Below are 17486 nucleotides of genomic sequence, written 5' to 3' on the forward strand. Positions count from 1 at the left end.
GTTGTTTTTTTGTGCAAAAGAATTACATTATTGATTGTTTTTCTAAACTGTATAATTGAACAGTTAAAGCCTGAGTTCATTTCCCTTAATCAAAAGTTAGACTAATATATCTTTATCTTTAGAATAGCAACAGTAAAGTGGGAGATATATGTTCATTAAGATGACTTTATGTAAGCGGATACATAAGATAAATGTCAATTTTTGATGTATGTTGTAGGATTTTTAACAATTATACAATTCTACTAATTGAGCTTATTTCAGTGCTTATTATACTTATATATAAAAAAATTAAAAAAATTTTCAAAAATCTGTTTTAAAATGAACAAACATTCAGTACAATAGACGATAGGAGAGAATGAATGTTTTGTAGCAAAAGGAGAGACTTAAGGAGGAATTACCTTGGCAACTGTTACTGAAATGAATTGGCATAATAAATATCCTAAAGAAGTCCCTCAATCTATTAACTATGAAGATCAAACACTACATGGTCTTCTGAAAGATACGTATGAAAAGTCGCCATCAAAAAATGCTACATACTTTTTTGGCAAACAAATGACGTATGCGGAACTCTATCAGTCTTCATGCAAGTTTGCAAATGCGCTTATGGATGCTGGTTTACAAAAAGGTGACCGCGTTTCGATCATGCTTCCTAACTGTCCGCAAGCTGTTATTGCTTATTATGGAACGTTAATGGCTGGTGGTGTTGTCGTACAAACGAATCCACTATACGTGGAAAGAGAGTTAGAGCATCAACTTGCAGATTCTGGAGCAAAATTTATACTTTGTTTAGATCTTCTTTATTCACGTGTAATGACAGTAAAGAAGAACACGAATGTTGAAAAGGTAATTGTAACCGCTATCAAGGATTACTTACCATTTCCGAAAAGTTTAATCTATCCATTTATTCAAAAGAAGAATTACGGATTTAAACCAGAAGTGGAATATAATAGTACTACAGTGAAGTTTGTTTCCTTTCTTTCACAAGGTAAAGAGAAAGTACCGGAAGTCGAAGTAGATCCTAAAGAAGATCTAGCTTTACTTCAATATACAGGAGGAACTACAGGGTTAGCGAAAGGTGTTATGCTTACACACCGCAACCTAGTTGCAAATACGACTCAATGTTTCCATTGGATGTATCACCTAAACGGGAAAGAAAATCGAACGCTTGCAGCTCTTCCGTTTTTCCATGTGTATGGAATGACCGTATCAATGAACTTGTCAATTATGACTGGCTCGCAAATGTTTATTGTTCCTAAATTTGATCCAAAAGAAATCCTGCAAATTATTGATAAACACAAAATTACGATTTTCCCTGGTGCTCCAACGATGTACATCGGTTTAATTAACCATCCGGAAATCGGGAAGTATAATTTGTCATCGATTGAGGCGTGTATTAGTGGATCTTCTTCATTACCTGCTGAAGTTCAGGTGAAGTTTGAGGAACTGACAGGCGGAAAATTAGTAGAAGGATACGGTTTAACAGAAGCTTCTCCAGTTACACACTGTAACCCGATTTGGGGAGAAAGACGTGGAGGAAGTATCGGTCTGCCATGGCCTGACACTGAAGCTGTTATTTTTGTGGAACCGGGAGAAGTGGCTAAACCAGGTGAAGTAGGAGAGCTTGCTGTCCGTGCGCCTCAAGTTATGAAAGGCTACTGGAATCGTCCTGAAGATACACAAGCTACGTTCTATGAGGATTGGCTGTTAACAGGGGATATGGGTTATATGGACGAGGATGGCTACTTCTTCATCGTCGACCGTAAAAAAGACATGATCATAGCAGGTGGATTTAATATCTATCCACGTGAAATTGAAGAAGTACTCTTTGAGCATGAAGCGATCCAAGAAGCAGTCATTATTGGTGTACCGGATCCGTACCGTGGAGAAACTGTTAAAGCCTTTATCGTAACAAAAGAAGGTGAGTCAGTTACAGATAAAGAGCTCGATAAGTTCTGTAGAGCTCGTTTAGCAGCGTATAAAGTCCCTCGTCAATATGAATTCCGTAAAGAACTGCCGAAGACAATGGTAGGTAAGGTATTGCGTCGCGTTCTAGTCGAGGAAGAAGAACAAAAAATGAACGAGAAAAAATCTAGTTAATAAATAGAAAAGGCTGACCTTGTGTCAGTCTTTTTTATATGGCTGTCTTCGTATAACTCGTTGCTTTTAGACCGTTTTTTGAAAATGCTTGAAGACGAACCACCTGTTTGGCTTGAGATCTAGAGCAACAGCAAAAATCTTTAATAAAAGAGATTGTTATATAAAATAACATTCAAAAAGATTGCGCTTTCATTTTTATTTGCGGTAACTATTGGTAAATAAAGTGTTTTGAGGGCTATAACTAAAGGAGTTTTTGCCCCCGTTTTTTTTTGATGTAATGTTCATAAAGGTTTCATACATTGCTTTACTATACGTTTCATTATATGATAGAACTAATGTATAAGGTGTTATCTTACATTTTAGAGTTGTATAAAAAGAGTTTTGTTTTCAAAAATTCTCACAACTTAAATAATTCCATTGACAAATAACGGTCCTTACCCTAGAATATGAAATATGAATGAATGGTCATTCATTTTAATGAGCAATCTAATAAAAAGTTGCTCTGAAAGGAAGAATGCCATGGGTAAGAAAAGAGGACCTAAATACGATCAAATTATTGAGGCAGCGGTGAAAGTAATCGCTGAAAATGGCTATCATCACGCTCAAGTATCAAAAATTGCAAAAGAAGCTGGAGTTGCTGATGGAACAATCTATCTCTATTTTAAAAACAAAGAAGATATACTTATATCTTTATTTGAAGAAAAGATGGGAAGATTTGTTGATAAAATTCAGGAACAGATCGAAGGAAGTCTAACTGCAAAAGACAAACTTTTTATCTTAATTGAAATGCACTTCAAACAACTGGCAGAAAATCGACCGCTTGCTATTGTAACGCAATTAGAGCTTCGCCAGTCTAACCCTGAGCTTAGATGGAAAATAAATGAAGTGTTAAAGAAATATTTAGATTTAATGGACACCGTTCTAACAGAAGGGAAAGAAAGCGGTTACTTCTCAGAAGATTTAGATTTCCGGTTAGCAAGACAAATGATTTTTGGTACACTAGATGAGGTAGTTACAAACTGGGTAATGAAAGATTGTAAATATGATCTGGTCTCACTTGCAAAGCCAATGCATCAATTACTGGTAGGTGGACTTTGCAGTAGATAAATAGAAAAAGAGGATGCTACCATGAGAGGAGTGAGTAAAGACAGATGGAAACCTTATCTGTAAAAGTGGAACAACAAATAGCCACAATCACTTTAAATCGACCTCCAGCAAATGCCTTATCTTCTCAATTGCTTCAAGAGTTGGCACAGGCTTTTGATGAGGTTGAGCATAATGAAGATGTGAGTGTTATCATTCTTCATGGAGAAGGGCGCTTTTTTGCTGCAGGAGCAGACATAAAAGAGTTTACTACGCTTGAAAGCGGTGCCAAGTTTGCTGAGTCAGCAACTGAGGGTCAGCGATTAATGAACCGTATTGAAGCTTTTCCTAAGCCGGTGATCGCAGCTATTCACGGAGCAGCACTTGGCGGAGGTTTAGAGTTAGCGATGGCGTGCCATATTCGTCTTGCTACTGAAGATACGAAACTTGGTTTGCCTGAACTTCAATTAGGATTAATTCCTGGGTTTGCAGGTACACAACGCTTACCGCGTATTGTCGGCCAAGCAAAGGCAACAGAGTTAATCTTAACGAGTGAGCCGATTTCCGGATCTGAAGCTTTATCTTTAGGTCTTATTAATTCAGTGCATTCTGAGCAAGCGCTCATGATGGAAGAAGCTTATAAACTAGCAGGTAAAATTGCAAAGAAAAGTAGTTTTACTATTAAGCTTGCATTAGAAGCATTAACTTATGCGAAGGATGCAAACTTTACTGCAGGTTTAGAGAAAGAAGCAGAGCTCTTTGGTGCTGCTGGAGAGTCTCATGATAGTAAAGAAGGTATCCAAGCATTTATAGAAAAGCGTAAGCCAGAATTCAAAAATAAATAAGTTAACTATTTTAGGGAGGGACTATAATGAATATTTTCGTTATTATGAAACGCACCTTTGATACAGAAGAGAAAATCAATGTCAATGGCGGGCAAATTGATGACAGCGGAGCTGAGTTCATCATTAACCCATACGATGAGTATGCAATTGAAGAAGCAATCGTTCTTCGTGACGAGCACGGTGGAGAAGTAACTGTTGTTACTGTAGGAACAGAAGATGCTGAAAAAGAACTACGTACAGCTCTAGCAATGGGTGCTGATAAAGCAGTTCTAATTGATAGTGAAGACGTTGAAGAAACTGACCAATTCACAACTGCTACTTTACTAGCAACATACTTAAAAGACCAAGAGATTGATATAATCTTAGGAGGAAACGTAGCAGTAGACGGCGGTTCTGGACAAGTTGGACCTCGCGTTGCTGAAATGTTAGGTATGCCTTCAGTAACTACAATCACTAAGTTAACAATCGATGGAACTAAAGCTACAATCGTACGTGATGTTGAAGGTGATGAGGAAACGGTTGAAGTATCATTACCAGTACTTGTAACAGCTACACAAGGCTTAAATGAGCCTCGTTATCCATCTCTTCCTGGAATCATGAAAGCGAAGAAGAAGCCATTAGAAACACTTGATTTAGATGACCTAGATTTAGAAGAAGAAGATGTAGAAGCAAAAACTAAAACGGTAGAAATCTTCCTACCACCGCAAAAACAAGCAGGTAAAATTCTTGAAGGCGAAACGGATGCTCAAGTAAAAGAACTTGTTTCATTATTAAAGTCTGAAGCGAAAGTCATATAATTGGGGGGATCAACATGGCAAAGAAAGTACTAGTTTTAGGTGAAATTCGTGAAGGTGAACTTCGTAATGTTTCGTTTGAAGCAGTTGCAGCTGCTAAACTAATCGCAGACGGTGGAGAAGTAGTTGCTGCGTTATTAGGTGAATCAGTAGGCGATCTAGCAAACGCTATGATCCATGCTGGTGCTGATCGTGTAGTTAAAGTTGAACATGCTGACTTAAAAGCATATACAACAGATGCTTACCAACAAGCTATTCTACAAGTTATGGACGTTGAACAACCAGAAGGCGTTGTTATGGGACATACTTCAATAGGTAAAGACGTGTCTCCTCGTATTGCTGCGAAATTAAACGCTGGTTTAGTTTCTGACGTAGTAAACGTTGAAGTTGACGGCGGTGAAGCTGTATACACTCGTCCAATCTACTCAGGTAAGGCATTTGAGAAAAAGCAGGTTGAAGAAGGAACTGTTTTAGTAACAATCCGTCCGAATAACATTACTCCATTAGAGAAGGACGAGTCTCGTTCTGGAGATGTTGGAAGTGTTTCTGTAGAAATTAAAGATCTTCGTACAATTGTTAAAGAAGTTGTACGTAAAGCAACTGGCGGAGTTGACCTTTCAGAAGCGAAGATCATCGTTTCTGGTGGACGTGGCGTGAAAAGTGCTGACGGTTTCAAACCGCTTCAAGAACTTGCAGACGTATTAGGTGCTGCAGTAGGTGCATCTCGTGGTGCGTGTGACGCAGAATATTGCGATTACGCATTACAAATTGGTCAAACAGGTAAAGTTGTAACACCTGACCTTTACTTTGCATTCGGTATTTCAGGAGCAATCCAACATTTAGCGGGTATGTCTAACTCTAAAGTTATCGTTGCTGTTAACAAAGATCCAGAAGCACCGATCTTTGAAGTAGCAGATTACGGTATCGTAGGCGACTTATTCGATGTAGTTCCTCTATTAACTGAAGAACTTAAAAAAGTAGTTGTATCTTAATAAGGTTAAATAAGAAACCGCTTCTACATGAAGCGGTTTTTTTAACAATCTTTTCTAAAGGTATGTTAACGTAAATACACGTAGTTGAATTACGCGCGTTCTTGATCGTTCGACACAATCAGTATAAAATGCAACAATCAAAATGACACTAAAATAACAAAGATATACATAAAAAAGCGTTAATTTATATAGTAAAGGGTATCATACTTGTGTGAGCAACATTATAGCAATCATAATACCGTAATGGTATAATGCATTTGTAGAAAAAGTTGGATTATAAGGAGGATTTTAATAATGGCAATTGTAAACGCAACTGATCAAAACTTTGCAACTGAAACTGGAGAAGGTGTAGTATTAGCGGACTTCTGGGCTCCGTGGTGCGGACCTTGTAAAATGATCGCTCCTGTTTTAACAGAACTTGATGAAGAAATGGGCGACAAAGTGAAGATCGTTAAATTAGACGTTGATGAAAACCAAGAAACAGCTGGAAAATTCGGTGTAATGAGTATTCCTACATTAATGGTATTCAAAAACGGTGAGAAAGTCGACCAAGTAGTTGGCTTCCAACCGAAAGAAGCTTTAGTTGAGCTTTTAAATAAACATCTTTAATAGATAACAGTGTAATTGACTCCGTTCATAACGGGGTCTTTTTTTTATAGCTATACTGGCAGTGGTTGTTTTAAATTGCTATTCGGCTATATCATTCCACCACTTGGCATCGAGTGAGGAATATACTTTTTTTAGGTGCAGAATGAAATTAGAGCACTCACAGGCCCTTATTTCAATCAAATCCTGCTGTTTTTCATAATTAGAGCACTCAAATACCCTTATTTACAAGTTTTCATAGAAAATATCAGTGATTTTAAGCAAATAAGGTCCCCTCAGTTCCACAAATAATAAGAAACACAGGAAGAACTGCTTCACTGCACAAGTCTCTAGCGCGGACAATAGTCCTTCTAGAGCCCTTCTCCTAACCGTACATCTAGCACTTGCCACATTTGCCAGTTTTTAAAAGATTGTACCTTTTAGTTGCAAATTTCCTTCCTTTTGAGAACAATAGAGAGGAGGGAGGAAAAAGTATGTCTACTCTGAAAGAAAAATTAGCAGTACTTCCTGATCAACCAGGTTGTTATTTGATGAAAGATCGGCAAGGAACGATCATCTATGTTGGAAAAGCTAAAATACTAAAAAATCGAGTACGATCCTATTTTACTGGAACACATGATGCAAAAACACAAAGACTTGTCAGTGAAATAGCCGATTTCGAATATATTATTACATCTTCAAATCTTGAAGCACTTATCTTAGAGATGAATTTAATTAAAAAGCATGATCCGAAATACAATGTCATGCTAAAAGATGATAAATCATATCCGTTTTTAAAAATCACATCAGAAGAACATCCGCGTTTAATAACAACACGAAATGTAAAAAAAGACGGTGGAAAATATTTTGGTCCCTATCCAAATGCAGGCGCAGCAACTGAAACGAAAAAGCTGCTCGATCGACTTTATCCATTAAGAAAATGCAATACCCTGCCTGACCGTGTCTGCCTTTATTATCACATTGGTCAATGTTTAGCTCCATGTGTTCAGGAAGTGACTAAAGAGCAAAACCAAGAGATGGTACAAGAAATTACGAAATTTTTAAAGTATGGTCATGAAGATGTGAAAAATCAATTACTAGATAAAATGAATAAAGCAGCAGAAGACTTGAATTTTGAGCGTGCAAAAGAATTACGAGACTTAATTCAGCAAATGCAAACGGTCATGGAAAAACAAAAGATGTCGATTAACGATAGAATTGACCGAGACGTGTTTGCTTATGCCTACGATAAAGGTTGGATGTGTATTCAAGTGTTTTTTGTGAGACAAGGAAAGTTGATTGAGAGAGATGTCTCGATTTTTCCATTCTATCAAGAGCCTCTCGACGATGTCTTAACGTTTATCGGTCAGTTTTATTTAAAAAAAGAACATGTTAAACCGTCAGAAATTCTAGTACCTGAAGAAATCGAAGCCGATTTAGTGGAGCAACTGCTGTCGGTCAAAGTTCTTCAACCGAAAAGAGGTAATAAAAAAGATCTTCTGAACCTGGCCCAAAAGAATGCAGAAGTAGCATTAAAAGAGAAATTCGCGATCATTGAACGAAATGAAGAGCGGACGATAAAAGCGGTTGAAAATTTAGGGAAAGCATTAGGTATTTCTACACCATACCGGATTGAGGCATTTGATAACTCGAACATTCAAGGAACTGATCCAGTCTCAGCGATGATTTCATTTTTAGATGGCAAGCCTAGTAAAAAAGATTACAGAAAGTATAAAGTAAAAGATGTTGAAGGCCCCGATGATTACGCATCGATGCGTGAGGTCGTTTACCGTCGTTATTCAAGGCTGTTAAAAGAGAATGGTCCATTTCCAGATTTAATTGTCATCGATGGAGGAAAAGGGCAAATCGCCACTGCTCAAAGCGTCCTGGAGGATCAGCTTGGTCTCTCCATTCCTGTTTGTGGTTTAGCTAAAGATGAAAAGCACCGTACATCACAACTTCTAATGGGAGATCCACCTGAAGTAGTCCCATTACAAAGAGACAGCCATGAATTTTATCTATTGCAAAGGATACAAGATGAAGTTCACCGGTTTGCGATCACTTTTCACAGACAAGCACGAAGCAAAACGATGTTTTCTTCTATTTTAGATGACATTCCTGGAGTAGGAGAGAAGAGACGCCGGAAACTTCTCAAGCATTTCGGTTCGATCAAAAAAATGAAAGAAGCAAACGTCGAAGACTTTAGAAAGATTGCTATTCCAGAAAAAGTGGCAACAGAAATCCTACGTGTATTAAACAGCAGTGAAGATAAAAAGTGATTGTCAGAATAAACGTCTTCTGTTAAAATGAAAACAACTTAATATACCGAACTTCTAATTTGAAGTGGTGGTAGAGGAGCGAAAACCAAGAGTAGGCAAAGTGAGGAAGATGGGTTCCATAGACTTTTGCTGAAAGGGGAATTCGCCGAAGTGTTGAGAGTCTCATCTCTCTTAATGCTGGACTTGTATTGAATAAGTACAAGGCTGTCACGCAACCAACCCAAAAGTTGTGTGGAGAACTATCTCACGGAGCAAGGGAACAACTATTACCTTTTTTGGTATTCCAAGCAACAGTGAGGACTTTTCCTTTCTGTTGCTTTTTTTGTTTCTTTCTCCTTTACAAGAAAGGATGAAAAATAGTGGCGATCATAGTACAAAAATACGGTGGCACCTCTGTAGGGTCAGTCGAAAGAATTGAACACGTTGCAGGACGTGTTGCCAAAACAGTAGCACAAGGACATCAAGTAGTTGTTGTCGTTTCAGCAATGGGGAAAACAACGGACCAACTCGTTAAGTTAGCAAGTGAAATATCGGATAAACCAAGCAAACGTGAAATGGATATGCTTCTTACAACTGGTGAGCAAATAACCATTTCTTTACTTGCTATGGCACTTCAAAAAAGAGGCCTGGGAGCGACATCTTACACTGGATGGCAAGCTGGCATCGTGACGGAAGACAGTCATAGTAATGCACGAATTTTGGATATTCAAACGGAAAAAATTCAATCGCAGTTATCCTTAGGGAATGTTGTGATTGTGGCAGGATTTCAAGGTGCGACACATGACGGCGAAATTACAACGCTAGGTAGAGGCGGCTCGGATACAACTGCTGTTGCGCTCGCAGCTGCATTAAAAGCAGACCGGTGCGATATTTATACAGACGTGACAGGTGTGTATACAACAGATCCACGGTTCATTAGCGGGGCGAGAAAGTTGCATTCGATTTCTTATGACGAAATGTTAGAAATGGCTAATTTAGGAGCAGGTGTTTTACATCCTAGAGCTGTGGAGTTTGCAAAAAACTATCAAGTGAAATTAATGGTTGCCTCAAGTATGGTTGAGGAAGTAGGTACGTTAATCGAGGAGGAAGTTTCAATGGAGCAAAATTTAATTGTACGCGGGATTGCATTTGAAAACGATGTAACGAAAATCACTGTTTCAGGGTTACCTAATCAAATCGAAACACTTTCAAATGTATTTAGCTTATTATCTGAACACGGTATAAATGTAGATATTATTATTCAAAACCAAACAGCTGAAGAAAAAACAAGCATTTCTTTCTCAACAAGTCGCTCTTCATTAGAAGAAGCATTAGAAGTTTTAGATAACCATAAAGAGCAGCTTCAGTTTACAGAATTAACACATGAAGGTGATCTTGCAAAAGTATCCATTATCGGATCAGGGATGGTTTCCAATCCGGGGGTTGCAGCGCAAATGTTCAAAATTCTAGCTGAAAATGAAATTCTCATTAAGATGGTTAGTACATCAGAAATTAAAGTTTCAGCCTTAGTTGAAGAGGAGATTATGGTTCCTGCTGTAGAGGCACTTCATAGAGCCTTTCAATTAGAAGAGCAAGAAGTAACTGTATAAAAAGTTTCCTTATAAAGAGTCCTCACTTGATCGTCTTTATGACATTAAGTGGGGACTTTTAATAGTGCTTATTTTTTTGCGGACTGAGAGGCCCTTATTTTAGCGAAAACCATCATGTTTGGATATTTCCCGGACTCACAGGCCCTTATCTAGTCCAAATCACTGATAAATATCACAAATAGTAGTAAATAAGGGCTTCTGAGTCCTCTAAATTAATAAATACTACACATTCGACAGGAATAAGGGCCTGTGAGTCCGCTCAATTAAATTTCGAAGCGCACTGCATTTAAAACGCGCACTGCATTCAAAGCGCTGCATTCAAAAACGCTACAATCGAAACAATATAAAGGCTCACCTTTGAATCGACGCCAAACGGCCGAATGCGCCTTCCCTATACAGGGTCCTTTAAATCCCACTTTAATGTTATGAGTGCCTTATCTTTTTTTTCTTGAACAATCGCTTCGGTGATAAGTTTCTTTTGGTTTTCAATTTGTTCCGCTAAAAAGCCTGCTTCTAGTTGATAAGTAACAGGGACTCTCTCCAGATGAAAAGGGGAAACAAGTTCTAAAATGAGTTCATCCTTTTTTTCTTTAGTGAGAGTTATGCTTCCCCAACCAATGGTAGAGAAAAACTCAATAATATCGTCCATATTTTCTCTTGGATACTGTCTTGCAATATTTTTCCCAGCCCAATATAAGATATTTTCATGATCTTTACCTAATAAATCAGACATGAGAACATTTCGTATTAAATGGTGTCCAAATAGAGGAATCACCTGTTCACTCTTTTGTATAGTTTGCTCGGTTTTCTTCATTTATGTAACTCCTCTCTTATCATTTATTATAATCACACATTTTGTTTTTCTCTATGTTCAATTTGTTGGATTTTAAATTTACTTTATAAAATTAATCATGTATACTAAACCGCGAACGAAGCGGAGGTAAATTTATGAAATTAGCGCTTAACCAGTTTCTAACACCTTTTCGAATTATTTTATTATCGTATGTTATTGCAATGATTGTTTTCAGTATCCTTTTGTATCTTCCCATATCTCATCAGGAAGGTGTAACTCTTAAATTTTCAGAGGCATTGTTCACTTCTGTTAGCGCGGTTAGCGTAACAGGGTTAACCGTCGTCAATGTCTCAGAAACATACAGTTATTTTGGAATTTTTTTCTTAGCGCTGGCGATCCAGTTAGGTGGAATAGGTATTATGACACTAGGAACGTTCGTGTGGATGTTATTTGGAAGAAAGATCATCTTATCCCAGCGTATGCTCATCATGGTCGACCAAAATCAAAATACATTTTCAGGTCTTGTGAATTTAATGAGGGGGATCTTATTTGTCGCATTAATCATTGAGCTAATTGGTGCCCTTATTCTTGGTACATATTATATAAGATACTTTGATACGATTGGGGAAGCGTATTATCAAGGAGCGTTTGCAGCATTAAGTGCATTTACAAATGCTGGTTTTGATATTACAGGTCAATCTTTAATTCCTTTTGCGAATGACTATTATGTTCAACTAGTTGTTATTTTATTAATTTTCGCGGGGGCTATTGGTTTCCCGGTCTTGTTAGAAGTAAAAGAATATTTTTCAAAAGAAAATCCAAACTTCAAATTTAGTTTATTTACGAAAATCACGACAACAACTTATTTTGCGGTTTTTCTGGTTGGTGTTATTGGCATATGGCTGCTTGAGCTAGGTCATTTTTATGAAGGGCTCGCATGGCACCAGCAATTATTTTATTCTTTATTTAACTCAGCAACGTCACGTAGTGGTGGTCTAGCAACGATGGATGTATCGGAATTAAGCATAGCCACGCTCCTATTTATTTCCGGTCTGATGATTATAGGAGCAAGTCCTTCTTCTGTAGGTGGTGGAATACGTACTACGACTCTTGCGGTTATGTTCTTAACGATTTGGAGCTTTGCTTTAGGTAAATCAGATGTAAAGGTTTTTGGCAGAGAAATTCATCCTGAAGACCGTCAAAAATCTTTCATTGTATTAAGTGTTTTTATACTGCTGTTGTTTAGTGCAGTCATTTTGATCTCAGCATTTGAAGGCGGTAAAGTCCCATTGATGGCGATTATCTTTGAAACAGCCTCTGCGTTCGGTACATGCGGGTTGTCGATGGGGATAACAGCTGACTTAAATCTAGCCAGTCAGTTTATTCTAATGATTTTAATGTTTATCGGTAGGGTGGGTTTAGTAGCGTTCCTATTCTCCATCCGACGTAAGGAAACAAAAAGTCATTATAAATATCCAACTGAGCGAATTATTATCGGTTAATAGCATCAGGTTATCGTTTTCCAACCTGAAACCGAACAGCTTTACGTTGTGTAGAAGAGAGAAGAGTTTGAGAGCCAGGCTTTGCTTGGCTCTTTTATTTGATTGTTTCTATAAGATTTAATGTTTGGCCATCGCATATTGCCTATTTCGTTTAGTTTCGCAAAAGCACAGCATTAGCGCAGTTTACGACTGAACCGCAAAAAGAAGATCAATACAAAACATGATCCTTACTATTAAAAGTTTCCTTAACTTAGTAGGTTATGAAATTTAAGACTATTTTCATATTTTTCATTACAATTTACGCAAAATATGAGAAAATATTATAAGAAACCCCTATAATATTCAATGAACGAGGTGTATTTTCTAGTAAATCATTCATTAATAATATATATTCTAGTTAAACTGGTGTTAAATTTGAATTTTTTGAATATATCCTGTATACGTTTTCTTGACGATATAAGTCGATGGGAGTAAAATGAATTTGTCGCAATATATTCACAGAAACTTTACTAAAGTTTCATATTTTATCTTATTAATGCTTTACGAAAACAGGATAGGGAGGTACAGCATTATAAGCGAAAAGAAAAGAGATAACTAGAGAACAAGGTGCTAAAAGTCAAAAAAATTTGTGGGGGGACATTTGTATGGCTGGAAATCGAGAGTTTATGAATCGGAAGCTGCACTCGTTATTGGGTGTCATTCCAGTTGGATTATTCTTAGTTCAACACTTAGTTATTAACCATTTTGCTACTAGAGGTGCTAGTGCTTTCAACGAAGTAGCGCACTTCATGGAAAATCTTCCATTTCGTTATTTTTTAGAGATTTTCTTAATCTTTATCCCATTACTTTATCATGCAATTTATGGACTTTATATTGCTTTTCAAGCTAGAAATAATGTAAATAATTACGGATTTTTCCGTAACTGGATGTTTGTTTTACAACGTTGGACGGGGGTCATTACGTTAGTCTTCGTTGTATGGCATGTTTACGAAACTCGTATTCAAGCAGCGTTTGGCGCTGAAGTTAATTATAATATGATGGCGGATATCTTAAGTAGTCCGTTTATGCTAGTGTTCTACTTTGTTGGTGTTATCGCTACGATCTTCCATTTTGCGAATGGATTATGGTCATTTGCTGTTTCTTGGGGTATTACAGTTACTCCTCGTTCGCAAGTTATCTCTACTTACGTAACAATCGGTATTTTTGTAGCCCTTACTTGGGTAGGTGTTCGTGCAATCTTAGCATTTATTAATCCAGAACTAGCAAACATTTAAGGAGTGAGCGATTATGAGTAAAGGAAGAGTTATTGTTGTCGGTGGTGGATTAGCCGGATTAATGGCAACTATTAAAGCTGCAGAAGCAGGCGTACCAGTCGATTTATTTTCATTAGTTCCAGTTAAACGTTCTCACTCAGTATGTGCGCAAGGTGGAATTAATGGTGCTGTAAATACAAAAGGTGAAGGTGACTCACCTTGGGAACACTTTGATGACACAGTTTACGGTGGAGACTTCTTAGCAAACCAACCACCAGTAAAAGCAATGTGTGAGGCGGCTCCTGGAATTATTCACTTAATGGACCGCATGGGTGTAATGTTTAACCGTACTCCAGAAGGATTACTAGATTTCCGCCGCTTTGGTGGTACTCAGCATCACCGTACAGCGTTCTCAGGTGCAACGACTGGACAACAGTTACTATATGCACTAGATGAGCAAGTACGTCGTTGGGAAGTTGCTGGTCTTGTAACAAAATATGAAGGCTGGGAATTCTTATCTGCTATTAAGGATGACGAAGGCGTCTGTCGCGGGATTACTGCACAAGACTTAAAGACGATGGAAATCCATCACTTTGCAGCTGATGCAGTAATCATGGCTACTGGTGGTCCTGGTATTATCTTTGGTAAATCTACTAACTCAGTTATTAACACTGGATATGCTGCTGCTTCTTTATATGAGCAAGGAGTATATTATGCAAATGGCGAGTTTATTCAAATCCACCCAACAGCAATCCCTGGTGATGACAAACTTCGTTTAATGAGTGAGTCAGCACGTGGAGAAGGTGGACGAGTTTGGACATATAAAGATGGTAAACCATGGTATTTCCTTGAAGAGAAATATCCTGCATACGGTAATCTAGTACCGCGTGATATCGCAACACGTGAAATCTTCGATGTTTGTGTTGAGCAAAAACTAGGTATTAACGGCGAAAACATGGTTTATTTAGATCTTTCTCATAAAGATCCAAAGGAACTTGATATTAAACTTGGTGGTATCATCGAGATTTATGAAAAGTTCATGGGTGATGACCCTCGTAAAGTACCAATGAAAATTTTCCCTGCGGTTCACTATTCAATGGGTGGTATGTGGGTTGATTACAACCAAATGACAAATATCCCGGGTCTATTTGCTGCGGGTGAGTGTGATTATTCACAACATGGTGCCAACCGTTTAGGTGCTAACTCATTATTATCAGCTATTTATGGCGGTATGGTTGCAGGACCTAACGCAGTTGAATATATCAAAGGCTTAGAAAAGTCTGCTGATGCAGTTTCTTCAAGCGTATTTGAAGATGAGAAGAAGAAAGAACAAGAGCGCTACGATAACATTCTAAAAATGGATGGTAAAGAAAACGCGTATGTTCTTCATAAAGAGCTTGGTGAGTGGATGACTGACAACGTTACAGTTGTTCGTCACAATGACAAGTTATTAAAAACCGATGAAAAGATCCAAGAATTAATGGAACGTTATAACAACATTAATATTATTGATACAGCGAAGTGGAGTAACCAAGGTGCTTCATTTACACGTCAATTAAAAGGTATGTTAAACCTAGGCCGTGTAATTACACTAGGTGCTTACAACCGTAACGAAAGTCGTGGAGCGCACTATAAACCTGAGTTCCCAGAGCGTAATGACGAAGAATTCATGAAGACAACAATGGCTAAATACAATGCTTCTACTGGTAACCCTGAATTCCATTACGAAGATATTGACGTTTCTTTAATTCCACCACGTAAACGTGACTATACGTCGAAAAAACAAGGAGCTGCTAAATCATGAGTGAAAACAAAATTATAAAATTTATTGTAACTCGTCAAGAAGATCCTAACAGCGCCCCTTATCAAGAGGAATTTGAAGTTCCATATCGTCCAAATATGAACGTTATTTCGGCTCTTATGGAAATTCGTCGTAATCCAGTAAATACAAAAGGGGAAAATACGACACCAGTAAACTGGGAAATGAACTGCTTAGAAGAAGTCTGTGGAGCATGTTCAATGGTAATCAACGGAAAGCCTCGCCAATCGTGTACAGCTCTTGTTGATCAATTAGAACAACCGATTCGTGTTGAACCGATGAAAACTTTCCCTGTCGTTCGTGACTTAGTCATTGACCGTAGTCGTATGTTCGACTCACTTAAGAAAGTTAAAGCATGGATTCCAATTGATGGAACATACGATTTAGGTCCTGGACCACGTATGCCGGAAACAAAACGTCAATGGGCGTATGAACTTTCAAAATGTATGACTTGTGGTGTATGTTTAGAGTCTTGTCCGAATGTAAACAGTAAATCAGATTTCATCGGACCAGCACCATTATCTCAAGTTCGATTATTCAATGCTCACCCAACAGGGGAGATGAACAAAGAAGAGCGTTTAGAAACAATTATGGGAGATGGCGGACTTGCTAACTGCGGTAACTCACAAAACTGTGTTCAGTCTTGTCCAAAAGGTATTCCATTAACAACTTCTATCGCAGCTCTTAACCGTTCAACAACGATCCAATCATTCAAAAACTTCTTCGGAAGCTATTAATAACACCAAGAAGGCTCTCCTTACCTACAGGAGAGCCTTTTTTTATGTATCATCTTATGATTGCTACTTTGTGTTTTTGCATAATTATGCTAAAATTCCATATAGCAGAAAAATAAAGATATATTAAAAAAATAAAAAGGTAAATTAGAAAGTTGAGGTAAATCAAATGGCAAGTATTCCTTATATTGAAAATATCAAAGAGTGGGAACAAACATTTTCATACTACTGTCCTATTAAAGTTCGTTTTTCTGAGACAGATGCGTTTGGACATTTAAACAATACAAGAGTGTTTGTTTATTTTGAAGAAGCAAGAATAGAATATTTTAAATCATTAGGTTTGATGAGCGAATGGATGAAAAAAGAAAATGATTGTATTATCGTCACGGCTGATCTTCAGTGTAATTATATTAAGCAAGTATTTTTTGATGAACAGTTAAAAGTTTACGTCACAGCTCATCATATTGGAAACACTTCGGTTGATTTGCATTATATGGTTAAGAATGAAAAAGGAGATATCTGTATTACGGGAAGAGGTAGAATTGTTCAAATTTCCAAACAAACTGGAAAACCTGTGGAATGGACAGACCAAATGATTGAAAAAATGAAGTCGGCTCGAAAAAAAATAGAGGTTTAATAACACTTTAAGGCTATATGAATTCACAAGGTCAATGTACAGTACATATAATATTTTGACTAAATACCTTCTGTAAGAGTCTACCTGAACCTTTTCGCGTTTGGATTTCTCTTATCTGAAGCCTCTTTGGTGTACAGCCTGAGCAAGAAGGGGTGAATTCATTGAAAGGAGCAGAATACGGACCAAAACCTTTACTTACAAAAAGGGAACGAGAAGTATTTGAGCTATTGGTTCAAGACAAAACTACGAAAGAAATTGCTCAGCAGCTTTTCATTAGTGAAAAGACAGTTCGCAATCACATTTCAAACACGATGCAGAAGCTTGGGGTTAAGGGGCGCTCCCAGGCAGTGATCGAGTTAGTACGACTAGGTGAACTTGAGATTTAATTGAAATGAAGCTGACTCTTAAGTGTTATAGCCACTCAATATATAGCCTACTTTAATAGTAGGCTATATATTGCTATGGAGCTTTTCATTAGACACTA

15 protein-coding genes and 1 riboswitch are annotated in these 17486 nt (G+C 37.6%); of the genes, 14 read left to right on the forward strand and 1 reads right to left on the reverse strand.

The window, feature by feature from the left end:
* The first annotated feature begins 399 nt into the window (after positions 1-399).
* The 8 genes from N7Z68_RS03175 to N7Z68_RS03210 all read left to right on the forward strand — a co-directional run bounded on the left by N7Z68_RS03175 (position 400) and on the right by N7Z68_RS03210 (position 10264).
* Complete coding sequence (locus tag N7Z68_RS03175) at positions 400-2097, forward strand: AMP-binding protein (protein WP_373323096.1); 1698 nt, start codon at positions 400-402, stop codon at positions 2095-2097.
* A gap of 519 nt (positions 2098-2616) precedes the next feature.
* On the forward strand, positions 2617-3204 hold the full coding sequence (fadR, locus tag N7Z68_RS03180) for a fatty acid metabolism transcriptional regulator FadR (protein WP_441296785.1): 588 nt from the start codon (positions 2617-2619) through the stop codon (positions 3202-3204).
* A gap of 44 nt (positions 3205-3248) precedes the next feature.
* The gene (locus tag N7Z68_RS03185; protein WP_275117008.1) at positions 3249-4025 is read left to right on the forward strand and encodes an enoyl-CoA hydratase; all 777 of its coding nucleotides are present in this window, start codon (positions 3249-3251) and stop codon (positions 4023-4025) included.
* Positions 4026-4051: 26 nt separating this feature from the next.
* The gene (locus N7Z68_RS03190) at positions 4052-4822 is read left to right on the forward strand and encodes an electron transfer flavoprotein subunit beta/FixA family protein (protein WP_275117009.1); all 771 of its coding nucleotides are present in this window, start codon (positions 4052-4054) and stop codon (positions 4820-4822) included.
* A gap of 14 nt (positions 4823-4836) precedes the next feature.
* The gene (locus N7Z68_RS03195; RefSeq protein ID WP_275117010.1) at positions 4837-5811 is read left to right on the forward strand and encodes an electron transfer flavoprotein subunit alpha/FixB family protein; all 975 of its coding nucleotides are present in this window, start codon (positions 4837-4839) and stop codon (positions 5809-5811) included.
* A 294-nt stretch (positions 5812-6105) separates the two neighbouring features.
* Complete coding sequence (trxA, locus tag N7Z68_RS03200) at positions 6106-6420, forward strand: thioredoxin (RefSeq protein WP_275117011.1); 315 nt, start codon at positions 6106-6108, stop codon at positions 6418-6420.
* A 470-nt stretch (positions 6421-6890) separates the two neighbouring features.
* Complete coding sequence (uvrC, locus tag N7Z68_RS03205) at positions 6891-8675, forward strand: excinuclease ABC subunit UvrC (protein WP_275117012.1); 1785 nt, start codon at positions 6891-6893, stop codon at positions 8673-8675.
* 63 nt (positions 8676-8738) lie between these two features.
* A riboswitch (Lysine riboswitch) is annotated at positions 8739-8925 on the forward strand.
* Positions 8926-9034: 109 nt separating this feature from the next.
* A complete protein-coding gene (locus tag N7Z68_RS03210) occupies positions 9035-10264 on the forward strand; it encodes an aspartate kinase (RefSeq protein ID WP_275117013.1) in 1230 nt (409 codons plus the stop codon).
* A 391-nt stretch (positions 10265-10655) separates the two neighbouring features.
* Here N7Z68_RS03210 and N7Z68_RS03215 read toward each other — a convergent pair whose 3' ends face one another.
* Entirely contained in the window at positions 10656-11078 is a 423-nt protein-coding gene (locus N7Z68_RS03215) for a YslB family protein (RefSeq protein ID WP_275117014.1), read from the reverse strand.
* Positions 11079-11212: 134 nt separating this feature from the next.
* Between N7Z68_RS03215 and N7Z68_RS03220 the strand changes: the two genes are divergently transcribed.
* The 6 genes from N7Z68_RS03220 to N7Z68_RS03245 all read left to right on the forward strand — a co-directional run bounded on the left by N7Z68_RS03220 (position 11213) and on the right by N7Z68_RS03245 (position 17388).
* Positions 11213-12559, forward strand: a complete 1347-nt coding sequence (locus N7Z68_RS03220) for a TrkH family potassium uptake protein (protein WP_275117015.1) — start codon at positions 11213-11215, stop codon at positions 12557-12559.
* A 644-nt stretch (positions 12560-13203) separates the two neighbouring features.
* A complete protein-coding gene (locus tag N7Z68_RS03225; protein WP_275117016.1) occupies positions 13204-13833 on the forward strand; it encodes a succinate dehydrogenase cytochrome b558 subunit in 630 nt (209 codons plus the stop codon).
* A 13-nt stretch (positions 13834-13846) separates the two neighbouring features.
* Positions 13847-15616: a succinate dehydrogenase flavoprotein subunit gene (sdhA, locus tag N7Z68_RS03230; RefSeq protein ID WP_275117017.1), complete on the forward strand. Its 1770-nt coding sequence runs from the start codon at positions 13847-13849 to the stop codon at positions 15614-15616.
* Positions 15613-16368, forward strand: a complete 756-nt coding sequence (gene sdhB, locus N7Z68_RS03235) for a succinate dehydrogenase iron-sulfur subunit (RefSeq protein ID WP_275117018.1) — start codon at positions 15613-15615, stop codon at positions 16366-16368. Before sdhA ends, sdhB begins: the two co-directional genes overlap by 4 nt.
* Positions 16369-16534: 166 nt before the next feature.
* Positions 16535-17002 (forward strand): acyl-CoA thioesterase, encoded by a 468-nt coding sequence (locus tag N7Z68_RS03240; RefSeq protein WP_275117019.1) that lies wholly within the window; start codon positions 16535-16537, stop codon positions 17000-17002.
* A 161-nt stretch (positions 17003-17163) separates the two neighbouring features.
* On the forward strand, positions 17164-17388 hold the full coding sequence (locus N7Z68_RS03245; protein WP_216828860.1) for a helix-turn-helix domain-containing protein: 225 nt from the start codon (positions 17164-17166) through the stop codon (positions 17386-17388).
* Positions 17389-17486 lie beyond the last annotated feature (98 nt).

It is taken from the genome of Alkalihalobacterium chitinilyticum (assembly GCF_029028005.1).
Lineage (GTDB): Bacteria > Bacillota > Bacilli > Bacillales > Bacillaceae_F > Alkalihalobacterium > Alkalihalobacterium chitinilyticum.